The organism is Kordiimonas lipolytica, from assembly GCF_042651265.1.
Taxonomy (GTDB): domain Bacteria; phylum Pseudomonadota; class Alphaproteobacteria; order Sphingomonadales; family Kordiimonadaceae; genus Kordiimonas; species Kordiimonas lipolytica.
Map to the genome: position 1 here is coordinate 88,696 of NZ_JBHSCR010000035.1, position 18,591 is coordinate 107,286.

At 54.1% G+C, this 18,591-nt stretch carries 13 protein-coding genes; 12 read left to right on the plus strand and 1 reads right to left on the minus strand.

Features of this window, described 5'->3' with window-relative positions; translation table 11 throughout:
* Positions 1–75: 75 nt before the first annotated feature.
* Positions 76–2,523, minus strand: coding sequence for a hypothetical protein (locus tag ACFO5Q_RS17755; protein WP_068145019.1), 2,448 nt, complete (start codon positions 2,521–2,523; stop codon positions 76–78).
* Between the two features lie 174 nt (positions 2,524–2,697).
* Between ACFO5Q_RS17755 and ACFO5Q_RS17760 the strand changes: the two genes are divergently transcribed.
* From ACFO5Q_RS17760 to ACFO5Q_RS17815, 12 genes are all read left to right on the plus strand, one after another.
* Entirely contained in the window at positions 2,698–3,633 is a 936-nt protein-coding gene (locus ACFO5Q_RS17760) for a nicotinate-nucleotide--dimethylbenzimidazole phosphoribosyltransferase (RefSeq protein ID WP_197420957.1), read from the plus strand.
* A gap of 157 nt (positions 3,634–3,790) precedes the next feature.
* Positions 3,791–5,188 (plus strand): TIGR03013 family XrtA/PEP-CTERM system glycosyltransferase, encoded by a 1,398-nt coding sequence (locus ACFO5Q_RS17765; RefSeq protein WP_068145024.1) that lies wholly within the window; start codon positions 3,791–3,793, stop codon positions 5,186–5,188.
* A gap of 5 nt (positions 5,189–5,193) precedes the next feature.
* Entirely contained in the window at positions 5,194–8,022 is a 2,829-nt protein-coding gene (gene prsT, locus ACFO5Q_RS17770) for an XrtA/PEP-CTERM system TPR-repeat protein PrsT (protein ID WP_068145027.1), read from the plus strand.
* Positions 8,023–8,163: 141 nt separating this feature from the next.
* Positions 8,164–9,234, plus strand: coding sequence for a glycosyltransferase (locus ACFO5Q_RS17775; protein ID WP_082719741.1), 1,071 nt, complete (start codon positions 8,164–8,166; stop codon positions 9,232–9,234).
* A gap of 19 nt (positions 9,235–9,253) precedes the next feature.
* Positions 9,254–10,231 (plus strand): UDP-glucose 4-epimerase GalE, encoded by a 978-nt coding sequence (galE, locus tag ACFO5Q_RS17780; protein ID WP_231727136.1) that lies wholly within the window; start codon positions 9,254–9,256, stop codon positions 10,229–10,231.
* Positions 10,232–10,531: 300 nt separating this feature from the next.
* Positions 10,532–11,161 carry an XrtA/PEP-CTERM system exopolysaccharide export protein gene (locus tag ACFO5Q_RS17785; protein ID WP_068145168.1) on the plus strand — a complete coding sequence of 210 codons (630 nt, stop codon included), beginning with the start codon at positions 10,532–10,534 and terminating at the stop codon, positions 11,159–11,161.
* Between the two features lie 48 nt (positions 11,162–11,209).
* On the plus strand, positions 11,210–12,841 hold the full coding sequence (locus ACFO5Q_RS17790; protein ID WP_082719742.1) for an XrtA system polysaccharide chain length determinant: 1,632 nt from the start codon (positions 11,210–11,212) through the stop codon (positions 12,839–12,841).
* A gap of 16 nt (positions 12,842–12,857) precedes the next feature.
* Entirely contained in the window at positions 12,858–14,045 is a 1,188-nt protein-coding gene (locus ACFO5Q_RS17795) for an XrtA-associated tyrosine autokinase (RefSeq protein ID WP_068145046.1), read from the plus strand.
* Positions 14,046–14,057: 12 nt separating this feature from the next.
* On the plus strand, positions 14,058–15,539 hold the full coding sequence (locus ACFO5Q_RS17800) for a TIGR03016 family PEP-CTERM system-associated outer membrane protein (RefSeq protein WP_068145050.1): 1,482 nt from the start codon (positions 14,058–14,060) through the stop codon (positions 15,537–15,539).
* 6 nt (positions 15,540–15,545) lie between these two features.
* Positions 15,546–16,634, plus strand: a complete 1,089-nt coding sequence (locus tag ACFO5Q_RS17805) for an XrtA/PEP-CTERM system-associated ATPase (protein ID WP_068145052.1) — start codon at positions 15,546–15,548, stop codon at positions 16,632–16,634.
* Positions 16,624–17,547: an XrtA system polysaccharide deacetylase gene (locus ACFO5Q_RS17810; RefSeq protein WP_082719743.1), complete on the plus strand. Its 924-nt coding sequence runs from the start codon at positions 16,624–16,626 to the stop codon at positions 17,545–17,547. The genes ACFO5Q_RS17805 and ACFO5Q_RS17810 overlap by 11 nt, the downstream gene beginning before the upstream one ends.
* On the plus strand, positions 17,544–18,590 hold the full coding sequence (locus ACFO5Q_RS17815) for a FemAB family XrtA/PEP-CTERM system-associated protein (protein WP_068145055.1): 1,047 nt from the start codon (positions 17,544–17,546) through the stop codon (positions 18,588–18,590). Before ACFO5Q_RS17810 ends, ACFO5Q_RS17815 begins: the two co-directional genes overlap by 4 nt.
* The last annotated feature ends 1 nt before the right edge of the window (position 18,591 follow it).

The following is an 18,591-nucleotide window of genomic DNA, read 5'->3' on the forward strand; positions in this document are numbered from 1 at the left end:
CGCGGCAATTGGGGGCCGCGCTTTTTCTTTTAAAGACTTTTTTCTACGAAAGGCAGGTCCAATGGTCCGTTCTTCCTATGCCTTTTGTTTCTTGCGCTTTTTGCGTTCGCGGCGCGCTAGATAAACCAGCCCGGGAGCCAGCAGCAGGAAGCCTGCTGGTTCTGGCACAGACACGACGCGAATAACCGCAGTGTCCAAACTGGTGAGGATAAAGTCGCCAGGCAGGAACAGCCGACCACCTGAGATCAGGTTGACGAATTCGCCGTTCCCCAGAAGGCTGCCATCATAGCGAACACGCAGGGTGACCAGATAATTGCCAGTGGCATCAAAAAGCGTGCCCTCGCCACTCTGCACAAGCAGGTTCGCACCAGTACCCAATTCCTGGCCATCCAACAACCAGACAAGCTCAAACTCAGATGTGTCGGTCAGGTTGCAAAGTGCTTCTGCTTCGAAGCTGGAGGCACAGCCATCCAGCTGGAAGTCTTCCCCTAGCAGTACCGCATCATAGGTGCCGGCTTCTGCAGCAAGCTGGGGTTCAGGGGCGGGCGTTGGCTCCGGGGTCGGCTCAGGTGTTGGTTCTGGCGTTGGCTCCGGGGTCGGCTCAGGTGTTGGTTCTGGCGTTGGCTCCGGTGTCGGCTCCGGTGTCGGCTCAGGTGTTGGTTCTGGCGTTGGCTCCGGTGTCGGCTCCGGTGTCGGCTCCGGTGTTGGTTCCGGCGTTGGTTCTGGCGTTGGCTCAGGCGTTGGTTCCGGAGTGGGCTCCGGTGTCGGCTCCGGGGTCGGCTCTGGAGTAGGCTCAGGCGTTGTGGGCGAACCAAGGTCCGGTGTTCCGTCGTTAGGTTCTGGAACAGGCGCTTCCGGTGTATCGTTCGGGTCTTCGGACGGCGTCGGCTCTGGCGCTGGGTCAGGTTCAGCCGCGGGCTCAGGGGTGCTTCCCGTATTGGACGTAGACGGTTGAGGGGTTGCCGCTACCGCCTCCTGGGTTGGCAAGCCTGCAGAAGCATCGGCAAAGGCAGCGCCTGGATCAATGATAGGTGTGTCGATTTCAAGCACACTTTCGACCGTGATATTCTGGCCGGCCGCTGGTGCAATTCGCTCAATAAAGTCAGCGACTTCTTCAGCCAGCTCTTCTTCAATTTCATCCGAGGGCTCAGGATAGATGATTACAGCGGTGATATAGGTGTCCTGGCCGCCCAGTTGTCGAAAGTTGATCCGCAGCGTGCCGTCAACCACCTCTACACGGGTGACAAGCATGTGGCCGGTGGCAGGTCCAGAGCCGCCAGAGCCTTCAAACTGCATGAATGGTTGTGTTGCATCAAGCGAGAGGCCTGAAAGCCCGCTGATTGCTGCCGCGCCAATTGGGCCGCTGCCCAGATGCAGGTCTTTGCCTGCAGCATCAAGGGTTGACAAGAAAAGAGGCCCCGACGCGCTAGCCTGCAGACTATAGCTTTCAGCGTTAAAATCAGTGCTGTCACTGGTGGTGGCATTATTGTCATGGCCAGACCCTGCAGACAGGCGATCCGGGCCGTTAGTGCCCAGCTTCATTACGGGAACGAGATCATCTGTCGCCCGAGTGTCGACCATATTGACTTTGCCGCCATTACGCTTGACGTCCACGCCGAATGGATACAGCGGCGACTGGCCGTTAGGGCGAGGGGCGGTCAAAATGACAACACGGTAGCGGCCGTTTGGAACATTGTTCGCAACAAATTGTTCCACGTTGCGGACACCATTTGAAAGGATGGACGGGCCGCTGTCGGCTGCTTCATCGCTCATGTGGTCGCCGACCAGCATCTTGCTCTCGGAACTGACGCGGACAAATTTTTCATACGGCGTACCGCCGGATGGGCCAAGGTCCCAGCCCATCGCCCCTTCTGTCAGCTTGAAGTTATCGTCCAGCACGAAAGGCGCCATAAAGGCTGTCCAGTGCGTCCGTGCACCGGCTTCGATAATCAGGTTTGCAGCATCGGAGATGGTTGCCAGATCATAGTCACCGGCAGCTTCTTCGATTTTTGAAAGCAGGGCATCCATCCTGGCTTTAAGTGCGTCAGAATCGCCCATCGCCTGGTTTAGATAAGATTGCACGACCTGGAAGCCCCATTCGTCTACAGCAAGCGCCCCTTCAACGGCTTCATCCAGGGTGACCGTGGGGAAGGTCTCGATCCGGGCTTCAACCGGTGAGCGGATCAGGTCAGCACTTCTGGTGCCAGTTAGGTAGAAATCTGCCGCTTCTTCATCTGTATCCTGCAAAGGTGCTGTATCTTGCGTGCCGGAAACAGCGCTTCTCAGGGCTGGACGCACCACTCTCAAGCGCCTGATCCCGGGTATTTCAACCGGAGGCGGCGTGGTCATGACATATGTCGCTGGAGGGGGCAGCAGGCGGTCACCAATAACCGGTGGCAGCGTGTCGTCAAGAATGCTGAGCTCGTCCTCCTGCTGCCAAGCACCATAGATCAGCGTACCTGTAGCGACTGCAGTGCCGGTCAGCAGGGTAGAGATAATGAGCGATTTGTTGCTTTTCAGCATCTCTGTTTCCTCAACAACGAAAAACTTGTCTCAAATTTAACTTAATACATCAAAATGACGTTTAACAAACGCATTTTTGTTGGTTTCCCTTGCTTTATTCGTGGTTTGCGGGCTAATCACTGGCCCATTATAGCAAGCCTTTTGTTCCCAGACTAAAGTATGGATCGTAAAAACATGTTAACAGGCCGCCCCTTTGATGATCTTCGGGCCATTCTTGCCCAATTGCCTGATGCGGACGATTGTGCTGCAAAAAAGGTTCGAGAAGCCTTAGCCGGCAAGCCGGTAGACAGCACTAGCGGTCTGGCCGAGCTGGCTGCCTGGGCGGCAAGCTGGCAAGGTTCATCCAACCCCAGCATAGCAGAAAGCCATATCTGCGTCCTGGCCTCCAGTTATGAAGGGCAGGATACATCAAGCGTGACTGACTATATTGAAGCGACGTCCAAGGGGGCTGCAGCTGTGAACCTTTTGTGCGTTGAAAAAGGGATCGGTCTACGCGCTATCCAGCTTGCGCCAGAGATGCCCCATCCAAGTGATGGAGACTGGTCGGAGCAGGACTGTATGGCTGCTGTGGCCTTTGGTATGGAAGCAACGGCAGCAGGCGGAAACATCCTCGGGCTAACGGACATGGCACCGGGCAATGCAGAGCGTGCGGTCGCAATTATTTTGGCTGTAAAAGGGCTGCAGAGTGACGATACTCTTTTGGCGGCAGTAGACAAAGATTTTGCCAACAATGTGAAGGTGCTGCTGGCGCGAGTCCAAGGTGCTGAGGGTGATCCGCTTGAGGTTATGCGTCGGCTTGGTGGGCGGGAAATAGCTGCAGCCGTAGGCGCGCTTGTTGCGGCGCGCAGCCGCCGACTGCCAGTCCTGACTGATGGGTGGGCCGCGATAGCAGCTACTGTCGTGCTTGACGCGCTGGTTGATGGTGCGACAGGCCATGTGCTGCCAGCAGCAAGTGATAATCCCATGCAGGCCTTGGCTTGGCACCTGATTGGCAAGACGCCAATCGTGGGTCTGGAAATCGGTGGTGGGCCGGGCTGCGGCATTGCTATCGGCGTCTCTGTTCTGGGGGCAGCGTGTGCTATGCTGGGTTTGCGAGACCGGACCCAATAGACCCTCAGCATTAAACAGACTGCCCCAACATGGCCGGAAAGCAGGAATGCGCCAACAGTGGGAAGTTGTTGAATAAGAACAATAACTTGCATTTTTGGGTGTAATGCCTAGGCTTCTCGGTAGGTGGGGAGTCGTAAAGTGGTAGGGCGTAATCGGGATGGTTCGTATCTTTCGGCATTATGTATCGCCAATCAAACTTGGATTGGCGGCCATTGATTTTCTGCTGATTTTTGCTGCTTCGATTGGGGCTGAATGGTTGCGTTACCAGTTTCTTGACCTGCCGCCTGACGTAGATTTCAGTTTGGCCGGATGGGTTGCCAAGGCCTTGCTGCCTGTTGTCAGCTTACCGGTCCTGCTTGGTGTTGGGGCTTATCAGACAGAGTCACTATCCGATTTTCGTATCTTCTGGGTTCGGCTGGCAGTGGGGTTGCTGCTGGCCGCCATGATCGTTGCAGCCGTGCTCTTTCTTGTGCCGGTTCTGCCACTCTGGCGATCCATCATGGTTTTGGCGATTATGACGTCCAGCATCGCCTTGATGACCTCGCGTGGCATTTTCATGAAGTTTGGAAGCCCGCATTTCCTGGGAAAAAGAGTTCTATTGTTGGGAGCTGGCGAAACAGCAGAAAACCTGCTTCAGTATACAGAAAAGGCTCGGGAATCCGGGATCAATATTGTCAAGACGGTTGCGTTGCCGGGTGAGCGCGTACAAGTCAAGGATGCCGTGGAGTTGGAAGATATTTCCAGGCTTGATCAGTTTGTCCATGATAATCATATCGAAATGATCATCGTAACCCGTGATAACGTGCAGACGGCTTTGCCCCTTGAAGCGCTTATAGCCAGTAAATTGTCGGGTGTAGAAGTGAAAGACAGATTGGCCTGCTATGAACAGATCCGGGGATATGTAGATGTCGGTTCGGTCAGTGCCGAATGGATCATATTCTCCGAAGGATTTCGTGGCGCAACCGGACTAGAAGGCGCTGCAAAGCGAATGCTGGACCTCACCGTGAGCTTGGTATTTGGCTTGTTGGTCAGCCCGCTTTTGCTGGCGGCTGCAATCGCCATCAAAATCACCAGTCGGGGACCTGTGTTTTATCTGCAGGAGCGGGTAGGGCTGAATGGTAAGAGATTTCGGCTTGTTAAGCTTCGTAGTATGCGTGTTGATGCAGAGCAGGCTGGCGGCCCGCAATGGGCGGAGGAAAAAGACCCCCGTATAACGCCAATCGGTAATTTCCTAAGGCGCTCAAGGCTCGATGAAATGCCGCAGCTCTGGAACGTATTCAAAGGCGATATGAGCTTTGTTGGTCCACGCCCGGAACGGCCGTTTTTTGTTGAGCAGCTAGACAAGCAGATACCGTTTTTTCGGGAAAGGCACTGTGTGAAGCCAGGCATGACCGGTTGGGCGCAAATCCGATATCCATATGGGGCATCCGTTGAGGATGCACGTCGCAAGCTGGAATATGACCTGTATTATATTAAAAACTATTCTTTGTTTCTCGACTTGTTGATTATCATCCAGACCATAAGGGTTATTCTTTTTCCGATTGGGGTAAGGTAAGAAGTATGCAGTCAGGCAGTGCATTTCCAACCCAGATCCGGGCAACCAAAAGGGCGCTACAGACAGGTGTTGCGGCAGTGGCTCTGATTGCTTTGGTGGGTACCGGGGGCGCTTTAGCCCAGGCAGGCAAAGAAGACGTACGCCAGCTGATGGCGGCTGGCGACTATGAGGCGGCTATCCAACGCCTAGAAAGCCTGCAGCAGGAAGGCAAGGCAGACAGCGACCTCTACATGCTGCTTTCTCGGGCCTATATTCAGAGCGGAGCCGGAATCGCCGCGGAGGCAGCCATCGAAAGGGCGCGCCGTCTTGGCGCCGATTATGCCCAGACCGCTGTTCCTTTTTCCAAGACCAAATTGCTACAGGGGAAGTTTGCTGATGCGATTGGCGCCCTGCGTGGTGTCAATATTCCCGCCGATCAGCGCGCTGAGGCCTATATCGTTCTCGGTGATGCGAATTTCGCCTTGAGAAAATACGACGAGGCGCACAAGAATTATGAACTCGGGCGGGCAGCGGATGACAGCAATTTCCAAGCCTACCTTGGACTTGCGCGCCTCGGCCTTCAAAATGGCAGGCTGGATTTGGCCGCCGATTACGCCAACAGGGCTGCAACTCTTGCGCCGGGCAATACAATGGTGCGCTATACAGAAGGCCTGATTGCCCGCTATCAGGGTGACGCCGAGGCTGCTGAGAGGTTTTTTCTGGAATCGCAGAAGCTTTTTCCTGGCAACATTCTGGCGAACATCGAGCTTGCTGCGATCCGGATCGACCAGGGACGCATAGAAGATGCTCAGGCCTATCTGGATGCGATTTATGCGGCCGCTCCCAAACACCCGATGGCTATGTATCTGTCAGGTACCATTCTGGCCCGTCAGGGACGGTATGAAGAGGCAAACACGCTTCTGAATTCTGCCCGTGTTGTCACGGAAAACTATCTGCCGGCGATCTATATCCGTGGGCTGGTTGCCTACGAACTGGGTAACTTCCCTCAAGCCGAAGAGTTGCTTGCGAAGGTGGTCCGAGCCCGGCCAGCAAACTTGCCAGCGCGGATGACATTGGCATCAGCCTTTCTCAAGCATGAACGCCCTCAGGCAGCGCTGAACATACTCCGCCCAGCGCTTGAAGCTCGCCCGCACGACCCAAACATTCTGGCGATTGCAGCTGCAGCGACCATGCGTTTGGGCGATATTGAAAACGGGAAGATCCTGTATGAAGCGCTGGCTGCACAAACCGGCGGACAGGCGGGTTTGAATGACATTGACCTGATTGCCAAGCTGGCGCTTGCACGGTTTGTTGCTGGCCAAACGGAAGACGCATTGTCAACCTTGGCGCGGGCCGTCCAGAACCAACAAGCCAATTTACGGAGCCTGGCCATTCTTGCGGGCATGCAAATCCGGGAGAACGATCTGGATGGAGCGGAGCAGACAGTTGCGAGGATGTTGGCATATGCGCCGGACCGGGGGCTTGGCTACAACCTTAGGGGTTCACTTGAGTTCAAGCGTGGGCAGTATGCTGCGGCAGCCCGTTCCTTCGAAGCTGCTTTTTCCAGAAACCCGGAGTATTATACAGCTCTCAGGAACAAGGCTCTGTCGCAAATTCAGATGGGCCAATATGCGAATGCAGAAGACGATCTGAAGCGACTTCTTGAAATCACGCCCAATGACGCACGCGCCAAGGCTATGTTAGGCAGGGCCTTGCTAAGGCTGGGAAAGGCGGATGAGGCAACAGACTATTTTAGTGCAGCGGTAAGGGCTATACCGAATTCCGCCGATGTTTGGGCTGATTATTCCGAAGCGCTGGGCGGTGCGGGAAAGACGGCGGAAGCGATTTCGCAGGCAAAAGATACTGCCGTAATGGCGGCCGACAGGCCAGACCTGCTACGTCGGATGGGAGAGCTTCTGCTGGGGCTTGGTGAAGCTCGATTGGCTGTGCGGCCCCTGTCACGCTATGTGGCCTATCATCCGGACAGTGGCGAAGCGCATCTGCTCCAGGGCCGGGCAATGCTGGCAATGAAGCTATATACCGGTTCCAAAACGGCCTTCCGGCGTGCGATGCAGGCCGAAAAGGATCGACCAGACGCTGACGTGCTTGATTGGTACCTCTTCGCGGCGGACGCGTTGGCCGAACGATTTGATGAGGCTATTGTCAGGCGGAGCGGCCTGATACCCGGCAAACGCCCGGTAGATGTGTCTGCTGGCGTGGTAGGGGACTTCCTGCTTAGGGCGGGCCGTCCGGAAGAGGCTGTTGCAGCCTATCGGGCGGCCATGACTACTGCATCCAGCAGTGATCTTTTTGTCGGTCTTGCACAGGCGCAGGAACAACTCGGTGACGTAACAGCCGCCATTGCGACGCTGGAAGACTTTGTCGAGGACAAGCCGGTCAGCCGAGATGCACGGCTCAAGCTTGGCAAGCTTTATGCCGACCAAGGCCGGACCGGAGCTGCAATCAAGCAATATGAAACTATTCTGCGGAATGGTGTGGCAGACGCTTATGTCGCTGCTGTTTTGGCGATGGCCTATATGGAAGATGGCAACCGCAAAAGCGTGCCTCTAATTGAACGGGCCTATCTGATCCGCCCTGAGGACCCCTTTATCCTGGATGCTTATGGTTGGATTTTGCTGCAGGCGAACCGGGATACTTCGGCGTCTATTCCGGCACTTGAGCAGGCAACCAGGCGCGCGCCATCCGAAGCGCTTTATCGCTACCATTTAGGAATGGCATATCTTGCGCGCGGGCGTCGAGAAGACGCGGTGCAGGCATTTGAAGCAGCCCTGCAGTTGAACCCGGAGTTTAGCCAAGCTGCGGATGCTCGCCGTCAGCTTAGTAATTTACGTTAAACATTATTTTTTGGCTTCAATAAATTGAAAATATTAACTTTTTCAAGCCTATTTCCAAACTGCGAGCAGCCAAGTTTTGGGGTGTTTGTAGAAAACCGTTTGCGACATTTGTTGGCTGATACGGACATAGAGGCGCAGGTCATGGCCCCCGTACCATGGTTTCCTTTTGGGCATTCCGTCTTTGGCCGGTACGGCGAATACGCCAAGGTGCCAGCGCGAGAAGTGCGACATGGCATAATTGTTCATCATCCGCGGTTTCTTGTGGTGCCGAAGGTGGGCATGCGATTAAATCCCTGGTTTCTGGCCCGCGCTGCGGCCAGGAAGTTGCGGGCTTTGCAGCAGAGTGGCTTTGACCCTGACCTGATTGACGCCCATTATCTGTATCCTGATGGTGTTGCCGCTGCGATGCTCGGTCGCGCGTTCGACAAACCTGTTGTGATGACCGCAAGGGGCAGCGATGTGACAGAAATTGGCAGATTGCCGGTATTCAGGGGGAAGATCCTTCAGGCCGCTGAGAGCAGTAGCCATATCATTACTGTCAGTAACAGTTTGCGTCAGGAGCTTGCGGAAATGGGTGTCCGGACGCCGATAACGACGCTCAGGAATGGTGTGGATGCTGACCGCTTTCATATTCTACCTGACGTGTCTGCAAAGCCTCATGGTATTGACGACTTCCATCTCGTGTTCGCTGGTTGGCTAATTCCACGCAAACGGCCAGACCTTGTTTTGAAAGCAGCAGGCCAAATACCCGGTGCCCGCGTAACGATGGTGGGGGAGGGCCCAGAACTCCCGTCACTTAAGGTGCTGGCGCAATCACTCGGTATTTCATCCAGGGTGACATTCCTTGGCCAACAGCCTCCGGAGGCGATGCCCGGACTTTTGGGGCGGGCGGACGTCCTGATGTTACCTTCGGAACGCGAAGGTTGGGCGAATGTACTTCTTGAAGCCATGGCATGTGGTACACCTGTGGTTTCAAACGCCGTTGCGGGTGCGCTTGACCTAGTTACTGTACCAGAGGCTGGGCGACTGGTTTATAGCCAGACACCAGAAGCCTATGCAACTGCGATCAAGGATGTCATTTATAATCACGCGGGGCGCCGGTCTGTGCGCGCATACGCCCAGCAATTCGGTTGGCGAGAAGTGTCTTTGGCGCAGCAGGCTATTTTTGAGAAGGCAGTAGAAGAATTCAAGAAAGGGCAGGCTGTTGGCTAAGGGCAGGGGGAGCATACTTGTGACCGGTGGTGCAGGGTATATTGGCGGCCAAACTGTCCTGTCACTTCTTGACTGCGGCTATGATGTGTGTGTGCTTGATGACCTGTCTACCGGCATGCGCCACGAATTTCATGATCAGACCCATTTTTATGAAGGCCGTGTCCATGACCAGGCACTGGTGAAAGATATCATTGCGTCACATAGCATACGCAGTGTCCTGCATTTCGCGGGGTCCATCAAAGTAGATGAATCCGTTTCTAACCCATTGAAATATTATGAAAATAATACAGAGGGGAGCCGGGCGTTAGTTGAGGCTTGTGTGGCAGGCGGTGTAGCTGATTTCATTTTTTCATCCACCGCAGCCGTATATGGTACGGCGCCGAACCGGCCGGTTTCTGAGGATGATGAGACGATTCCCTTGAATCCCTATGGCTGGTCCAAACTTTTCACGGAACGGCTTTTGGAGGATGTGGCAGCGACAGGTGCGCTGAAGTATGGCATTTTCCGATATTTCAACGTGGCCGGGGCTGATCCTGCCATGCGTCATGGCCAGTATCTGGAGCAGCCAGTCCATCTTATCGGTCGTTCTATTGATGCTCTTTTAGGGATAGCACCGCCGCTGACTATCTTTGGCCAGGACCTGCCAACGCCGGACGGAACAGGCGTAAGGGACTATATCCATGTAGCTGATGTGGCCGACGCACATGTTAGCCTTCTGGAGTATCTGCAGCTGGGTGGCACAAGCCAGCGGCTGAATCTTGGCTATGGCACGGGCTACAGTGTTCTTGAGGTTATCAATGCATTGATAGAGGTGACCAAACGGGATGTGCCATTTGGGTACGGTGAAGCACGTGCGGGTGAGGCGCCGTCTGTAATTGCCGACACAACACGCTTGCCGGCATTGCTGGACTGGCGGCCAAAGCATGATAATTTGAGAGAGATATTGCAGACTGCATTTGACTGGCAGGTAGAGCAGGCGACCAAGAAAAGGAGTTAAGGTATTGGAAACATTGTATTTTATAATTTTCTGCTTCTTGGCTGCCTGGTTAATTTACTGGATGGTTAAAAATGACGACTATGCTGAGTTCTCGGGCGATGAAGAGGGTAAAAAGTTCAGTGTTGATCCGAAAGCAAAGCAAAGTGACCAATGAAATGGCGAAAATGGCTGGTTTTATACAACCTAAGTCATTAATAAAGCGCTTGATTTATTTGGAATCTGCTTGGCATATTGCGCTTAGACGTAGTAGTTGCGCCAATAATATATGACGTTAGGAAAAAAGGGCTCGTGACAGCGGCATTGAAATTATGGGGCAGGCTTTTTGTGCTGATTGCTGGCGCCAGTCTGTTGAGTGGGTGTTATTTCTTCAACTGGCCAGACAGGTTGCCTCCGGCGCCTTTCGTGCCGCCTAATGAAGGACCAGGCCCCAATTATCTAATTGGGCCAGGAGATGGGCTTAGTGTCCATGTCTGGCGAAGTCCGGAACTTTCTGTGATTGTAACCGTGCGCCCGGACGGCCGTCTTACCATGCCGCTGGTTGAAGACCTGCCAGCCACAGGCAAGACGCCAAGTCAGCTGGCACGGGACATTGAAGAACAGCTTGGCGTATACATCACCCAGCCAATCGTGACTGTTGTGGTGCAGAACTTCTTTGGCCCATTTTCACAGCAGGTGCGCGTTGTGGGCGAGGCAGCAAGCCCGCAGGCTATTCCTTATCGTGCGAATATGACGCTTCTGGATGTGATGATTCAGGTCGGCGGCCTGACGGAATTCGCCGCCGGAGACCGCGCAACGCTGGTTCGTTTTGAGAATGGCGAACAAAAAGAATACGGGGTGAAGATCGAATCTTTGCTCAAGGACGGTGAAATCGAGGCAAATGTTAAGATACTGCCGGGTGATGTACTGATTATCCCAGAGAGCATTCTGTAGTATACTGCTAGCTGCAGGGTATAAAATGTTGGTATCGGAGTAAAGATAATGGCTGTTCAGCAGTCCAGTTTACATGATATATATCAACAGATTAAAGCCATTTCCTATGGTATTTGGCGAAAGCGTTGGTATATGCTTGGAACAACCTGGTTGGTTAGCCTTCTGGGGTGGGCTTTGGTTGCGACAATGCCATACAAGTATGAGGCAACAGCCCAGATATTTGTAGATACAGAAACAATCCTGCCAACAATTGCGCGCGAAATGGGCATCAATGTTGACCTGATGCGCAAGGTGGATATCGTCCGCCGTACCGTTGTGACGCGGTCTAACCTCGAGAAGATCATCCGACGGTCAGACTATCTTGACCAACTGGCGCGGACCGACAAGGACCTGGATGCCCTAGTCGCTCAATTGACGCGAGACATCCGAATTTTTCCGCTTGATGAGGGGATGTTCAGGATTCAGTACTCGATTGATGATGACAGGTTGAGCGACCGTCAGCGTGCGGAAGTCGCAAAGCGCGTCGTAGCGAGCTTGCTGGCGTTTTTCCTGGAGCGCAATACCGAGGACGGTCGGCAGAAATCAGACAGTGCTATCGAGTTTATTGATCAGAAGATCCAGGAATATGCTCAGAAACTCTCGGATGCTGAGACGGCAGTGGCAAAATTCCAGCAAGACAACATCGAATACCTTGGGTCTGCTGGCAGTTTCATCCAGCGTTTGGACACGGCCAAGGTGGAACTACGCAAGACCAGCAGCCTGATAGCAGAGGCCCAGGTCACTCACGATACACTCGAACAGCAGATCAAGAATGTGCCAGCCACCATTCGAGAAGCCCGATCAAGCCGCACCGGCTCCCGGGGGGGAGATGCTGATCCGCTGGAGGAGCGCATCGCGGATCTTGAGAAGAAACTGGATCAGCTCAGAGTGCTTGGCCTTAAAGACCGCCACCCCGATGTGGTGAATGTCACCCGGCAGATCGATGCCCTGAAGAAAGAACTTCAGGACAAGCAGGACGCGTTGGCTGCTGAGCTCGAGGGGTCAGCAGAAGCAGGGCGCAATTCCAACCTGACGACAGAAACGCCAAACCGTCTGTACGAGCAGTTGATGCTTCAGATCATTCAGACGCGGACAGAGCTGCAAACACTGAAGCAACGTGAGAGCGATCAGCGCAAGACCGTTGCTGAAATGGAGGAAAAGGCCAAGCGAGTGCCGGAGATCGAGGCACAGGAGAGCAAGCTCAAGCGGGACTATGTTTCGATCCGTGGACAATATAACGAATTCGTGCAGCAGAAGCAGGACCTTGACCTTCGGGCAGATGTGGAGGCCACAGATGAGGCTCTCTCGCTTCGGGTGGTTGAAGAGCCGATCACGCCACAAAGCCCAAGCGGTCCGCCTCGCCTGATTTATTTTGCCGGTGTTTTCGTGGGCTCTCTCATTGCTGGGATTGGCGTTGCGCTGGTGCTGTCTCAGCTCCGTCCCGTAGTAATCACTGTGGATCAACTCAGGTCGCATTTTGACTTGCCTATTTTGGGTAATGTCACCAAATCCATGTCGGAGGAGGAGAACCGCCGCCGCAGCATCGACCTCTTGTCTTTTGCCGGAGGTGTCCTTCTGCTGTTGATCATTTTCGTATCCCTGCTTGCGTTCGATATTTTCGGCGCGCCGACGGTAGGTTAAGGGTGAGTATCGTGTAATGGACCTGATCGAACGGGCAGCGCAGAAAGAAAAGAAGAAGAAGGAGAGTGGTGGCTCTCTGGTCGAGCGCGCGGCTGAGCTTGGCAGTTCTGGTCAGTCCAAAGCGCGAGGCATTGGGGTCGGTAGCCAGGCTCCTTCGGAAAAGAAGCCTGATCCGTCATCCTTAAACCCTATTTCCCAGCAGGAACAACCGAAGCAGTTCAGGGGTATCGGACAGCCTGGGGCGCCGCGGACCGATGCGGCTGACGGCGACACACAAAAGAAAGCAGCGATAGGCGGTATCGGGTCGCCAGAGGCGCGTCGCAGCACTGCTGATAGACTGGCAGACAAGATTGTCGACAAGCCGTTGCCGGTGCAGCCGCCAGAGCCTAGCCCAAAGCCTGAGCTAGACGAAATGAAGGCGCCGCTAAAACCTGAAAAGGTAGGCAAGGCCAGCAAAGCCGGAAGCGGAAAGCGTAAGGAACAGCAAATTGACCTTATGGCGCTTCGGGAAGCTGGCTATATCACGCCCGACATGCCGCCCAACCTGATGTCCGAAGAGTTCCGTATCATTAAGCGCTCCATCCTACTGAACGCGTTTGGCAAAGAGCGGCGGGTCGATAACGGTAACGTGGTGCTTGTTACCAGTTCCAATCCTGGCGAAGGTAAATCATTCTGCGCCATTAACCTGGCGCTTTCCGTGGCTACGGAACAAGATACGACTGTTCTCCTGATTGATGCTGACTTTTCAAAGCCTGAGGTGCTGAACCGCCTTGGCGTCAGTGGTGGTCGGGGGTTGATGGATGTCGTGGCGGATGAAGAGATTGAAATTGGCGACTGCCTGATCCGCACTAATATCCCGAACCTTGTGTTGTTGCCCGCAGGTCGACAGCACAACCTGACAACAGAGTTGCTCGCCAGTGAGCGGATGGAAAAGATTGTAAGCGAGATCGGGTCTCGGTATCCAGACCGACTGGTGGTTTTTGATTCTCCGCCCGTACTTGCGAGCTCGGCAGCTTCGGTTCTGGCGCTATACATGGGGCAGACAATCTTTGTGATTGAGGCGGAAAAGACCACTGAGCCTCAGATCAAGGAAAGCCTGAGCATGATCAGTGCCTGCGAGCATATCAACCTGCTTCTGAACAAGACCCGTTACAGTGGTAGCAACAAGAAATTTGCGTCTTACTACGGGTACGGCGGCCGATAGGGGAAATGCTAGGTGGGGGCTTTCTCCGGCAATATCCGAATATTCCGGCTCTTCTTACTTGGTGCCTTGGCTTTATGCCTGGGTGCCGAGTTAGGTGCCCTACACGCCCAGCATATCTGGTTCGACCCTAGGGTAGAGGCCAAACTGGCTTTTTCCGATAATTCTCTGCTGAGTGAAGGAAACAGGCAGGCTGACACGGTGCTGAACTTTGCGCCCGGCCTTAATACCCGCATAGAGGGACGAAAACTTCGCGGTGCACTCGACTATTCCTACGACTATCTCCGCTTTTTGTCGGACGGATCGTCGGAAAGCCGACACAATCTTTTCGGCACTTTTGATATGGATGTTTGGGAAGATCATCTTACAGTCAACAGTCGCGCCAGCTTGCGGCAGGTGTTTCTGGACCGGGGTGGCAGCCTTTCCAAAAGCATCGCCAATAAAAGCACCAATCGGCGACTGGTGCAGAGCTATACAGGCAGTGCAATCCTGAAAGGTACAGTTCGGAACTATGCCGACTGGCGCATAAGTTACCGGTATGGACTGACCCTCAGCCCTGCAGACAACTTGGCGGATGAAACTATCACTACAAACTTCTCGGACACACAGACCCACGAAGTGCGTGCGTCCATTGGTTCGGGACAGCGGTTCAATAACTTGGAGTGGCGGCTTTATGCCAGCAGCCAGCGAAGTCAGCGCAGCCTGGATGTCAATGATTTCCGAACAGAAAGTGCAGGCGCAGAACTTCAGTTGAAGTTTAATCGGCATTTTTCGCTTATTGGCTCTCTCGGCTATGCCCAGAACGGCTTGCAAACACAGGCGCTGGCGGTTGATGGCATGTCCTGGGAGACAGGCTTTCGGCTAACACCGGGAAGCAAACTTGACCTTACCATGAAGCTGGGGAAAGAAGGCAATCGGACTAAGTGGTATGGTCGCCTGCAGCATTTCTTCTCGGTGCGCCTGGATTTGGTTGCCAGTTACACGGATACCATCACCTCCAATGCAATTGTCCTCAACGATACGTTGCAGTCGCTGCAGTTTGATCCGTCGCGTGGCATTATCGACACACAAGGGCTGCCGGTGGATGAAACGGACCCGAGTTTTTCCTTGTCAGATGTGGATTTTCGTCGCCGGAACGCCAGCGCTGTCCTGACATGGCGGCACAAGCGATCTCAGCTATATCTGAACGGTAACATGGAGTGGCGGACCTTTGATGATAATTCAGGTACAGCCTCATCTTGGGGTGTTTCCACTGGCTTTAAAAGGCAGGTGAATAAAAACACTGATTTATCCGGAACAATAAGTTATCGTCGCAGTAGATTTGAGGACGGAGTTCGGGTAGATAATTATTTTGTGGGCAGCTTGGATTGGTCAAAGCGCGTATCTAAGTATTTTACCTTCTCGGTGAATGCGAGTCATAGCCAGAGGCAGTCGAATGAGCAGGGCTCGGACTTAATGGAAAATGCGTTGACCCTGTATCTAAGAGGGACGTTTTAAGGCGGTATGTACGAAAGTTTTTACAATTTGCAGGGGCGTCCGTTTCAGCTGACGCCGGATCCTCGCTTTTATTTCAGTTCGCGCACTCATAAGAAGGCGATGGCTTACCTCACCTATGGTTTGAACCAGGGGGAAGGCTTCATTATCGTGACCGGTGACATTGGTACCGGTAAAACTACACTTGTGCGGCACCTCTTTGAGACGTTGGACCGTAACGAGTTTATCGCGGCAATGATCGTAAGCACCCAACTGAGCGCCGAGGACCTTTTGCGTAGCGTTGTGGCAGCGTTCGGCCTGGATGCTCAGGCGGAAGACAAAGGCCAACTGCTGGCAAGGCTAGAAAAGTATCTGCGGGAACAGTTCCAGATGGGGCGCCGTGCGCTTCTAGTGGTTGACGAGGCGCAGAATCTGTCCAACGCAGCACTGGAAGAGATGCGTATGCTTTCAAACTTCCAGGAAGGTGACAAGGCTCTGCTCCAGAGCTTTCTGGTTGGTCAGCCGGAATTTCGCGAACGTATCTTCTCTGCCCCTGAACTGGAGCAGCTCCGACAGCGTGTGATCGCGACCCACCATCTTGAGCCGATGGAAGAGGAAGAGCTCGCAGGCTATATCGAGCACCGGCTTCGCCTGGTCGGTTGGGACAATGACCCTTGCTTCACGGCTGATGCAGTTGAGGCCATTTATCAACACAGTGCTGGTGTGCCCCGGCGCCTGAACACCCTTTGTTCGCGGATCCTGCTTTATGGTGCGCTTGAAGAAATTCACACCGTAGATGCTGAAACGGTAGACGCTGTAATTGCTGATATGGCCAGCGATACAAGGCAGGTTACGCCGACATCTTCAGCTATTCATCGGCCCGCTACTGCGCCCGTCAATCTGCAGAATGATCCTTCAGTCCCGCTTGAGAGATCGGGGGGCAGTGGTGCCAAAGAGTCTTCTTCCGGAAAGTCCGCAGAAAAGGACAAAGAGAAGGAAGAGATGCAGGACCGTATCAACCAGCTCGAGAATATGATGAAGTCGCAGGACGAAACCCTGAAGCAACTGACCAGCCTCATGGCTCAGTTGGCTGGTGGCGGTGAAAAGGATGACAAGTAAGGCTACATCTGTCCTTACGTCGATTGAGCCAGTGGCGACCGGCATCAAATTTGGTGACCGGTCTGCTTTTACCGTTGATGTTGAAGAATGGTTCCAGGTTGGTGCGTTTGAGAATACGCTGCACCGTGACGAATGGCATGGCCTTGAAAGTCGCGTGGAACACCAAACCCACAATGTCTTAAAACTTCTTGATGCCCACGGCGTAAAGGGAACCTTCTTTTGTCTGGGGTGGGTGGTGGAACGCCATCCTTTGCTTATTACCGCCATCCACGAAGCTGGACACGAAGTGGCGTGCCACGGCCGAGACCACAAGCGCCTTTTTACCATGACGCGTGACCAGTTTCTTGAGGACGTAGCTGGGGCCAAGGCCCAGCTTGAAGATGCGACAGGCGCGCCAGTGACTGGATATCGAGCCCCCAGCTTTTCGCTGACGCCGGATGTATGGTGGGCCTATGAATGCCTGGAAGAACTTGGCTTTCGCTATAGCTCGAGCCTCTATCCAGTCCATCATGATCATTATGGTATGCCGGAGGCGCCGCGGCGGCCGTTCTGGCCTGTTGGCAAGGGCCGAATTCTGGAAGTGCCGATGAGCGTCTATCATCTTGGCCGGGCATGGCCTGCGTCAGGGGGCGGCTATTTCCGCCTGCTACCGTATTTCCTAGGCAAAGGGCTTTTCAGCGGCAGTGCCGGCCAAACCGGCCTGCCAGGTGTCTTTTATATGCATCCCTGGGAAATGGACCCTGATCAGCCCTATGTTGCAGATGCGCCGCTCTTGTCACGGTTCAGGCACTATACGAACCAAAGCCGCATGGCCAGAAAGGTGGGGCGCTTCTGTGACAGCCGTCCGTGGGGGCGCATGGATGAAATTTTTGGTGTTGCCTTCACGGAAGAGGGCAAGGCTGGCAGCCAATGACAGTCCGCGTTAGACAACTTGATACTGCAGCGGTTGCGCCATGGGACGAATTCGTTGAAGCGCACCCTGATGGAACCTTTTGTCACCGCGCTGGCTGGAAACAGGTCATTGAAGACGGGGCAGGGCACGAAAGCCCATTCCTTATCGCAGAGCAGGACGGGGCGATTGTCGGCGTATTGCCACTTACGCTTAGGCTTAGTCTATTGTTCGGCAAACTGGCAACATCGACCATGTTTGGTGTTTATGGTGGCCCGCTGGCGGTCAATGACGAAGCATATCAGGCGCTGGACGAGGCGGCCTGGAAGCTCGCGCGTGACGCCGGATGCGATACGCTTGAATATCGTACACTGCGTGCGCGCCACCAAGGTGAGCCCGACTGGCAGACGGCAAGCGGAAAAGCCGCAACCTTTATCAAGGACATCGTGCCCGGCGACGAGCAGGAAATGCTCCTGCAGATTCCGCGCAAACAACGGGCCGTTGTCCGGAAATCACTTAAGCATGGCCTTGTAAGTGATTGGAGTTCAGTTGTTTCTGAGTTTTATGATCTCTATGCCTATTCAGTTCATGGCCTCGGCACGCCTGTATTTCCGAAGGCACTATTTCAGGCATTCAAGGCGGTGTTTGGTGACGATGTGCTGATTCAGATCATCCGTGATGGAGATGGTTTAGGCGTAGCAAGCCTGATGAGCTTCCGCACCAAAGATACCATATTGCCTTTTTACGCCGGAAGCAGTGCGCATGCACGCGGCCTGGCAGCACATGATTTCATGTATTTTGACCTGATGAAGAAAGCCGTCGCGGACGGTCATGCAAAGTTCGATTTTGGTCGTAGCAAAGTGGGAACGGGGCCATATAATTTCAAGAAAAACTGGGGTTTTGAGCCCACACCGCTTGAATATGAATACCGTCTGGCTCCTGGTGCAAGCATCCCCAATATGTCGCCGCAAAACCGCAAGTTCAGCCTTCTGATTGCTGCCTGGAAGCGTCTGCCCCTCGGTTTGGCAAACTTGATTGGTCCGCCGGTGGCAAGGCATCTGGGGTAGC

Bases quoted from the DNA above. Each gene is read 5' to 3' on its own strand.
- ACFO5Q_RS17755 (WP_068145019.1), bottom strand. From the start codon at position 2,523: ATGCTGAAAAGCAACAAATCGCTCATTATCTCTACCCTGCTGACCGGC.
- ACFO5Q_RS17760 (WP_197420957.1), top strand. From the start codon at position 2,698: ATGTTAACAGGCCGCCCCTTTGATGATCTTCGGGCCATTCTTGCCCAA.
- ACFO5Q_RS17765 (WP_068145024.1), top strand. From the start codon at position 3,791: ATGGTTCGTATCTTTCGGCATTATGTATCGCCAATCAAACTTGGATTG.
- prsT (WP_068145027.1), top strand. From the start codon at position 5,194: ATGCAGTCAGGCAGTGCATTTCCAACCCAGATCCGGGCAACCAAAAGG.
- ACFO5Q_RS17775 (WP_082719741.1), top strand. From the start codon at position 8,164: ATGGCCCCCGTACCATGGTTTCCTTTTGGGCATTCCGTCTTTGGCCGG.
- ACFO5Q_RS17790 (WP_082719742.1), top strand. From the start codon at position 11,210: ATGGCTGTTCAGCAGTCCAGTTTACATGATATATATCAACAGATTAAA.
- ACFO5Q_RS17795 (WP_068145046.1), top strand. From the start codon at position 12,858: ATGGACCTGATCGAACGGGCAGCGCAGAAAGAAAAGAAGAAGAAGGAG.
- ACFO5Q_RS17805 (WP_068145052.1), top strand. From the start codon at position 15,546: ATGTACGAAAGTTTTTACAATTTGCAGGGGCGTCCGTTTCAGCTGACG.
- ACFO5Q_RS17810 (WP_082719743.1), top strand. From the start codon at position 16,624: ATGACAAGTAAGGCTACATCTGTCCTTACGTCGATTGAGCCAGTGGCG.
- ACFO5Q_RS17815 (WP_068145055.1), top strand. From the start codon at position 17,544: ATGACAGTCCGCGTTAGACAACTTGATACTGCAGCGGTTGCGCCATGG.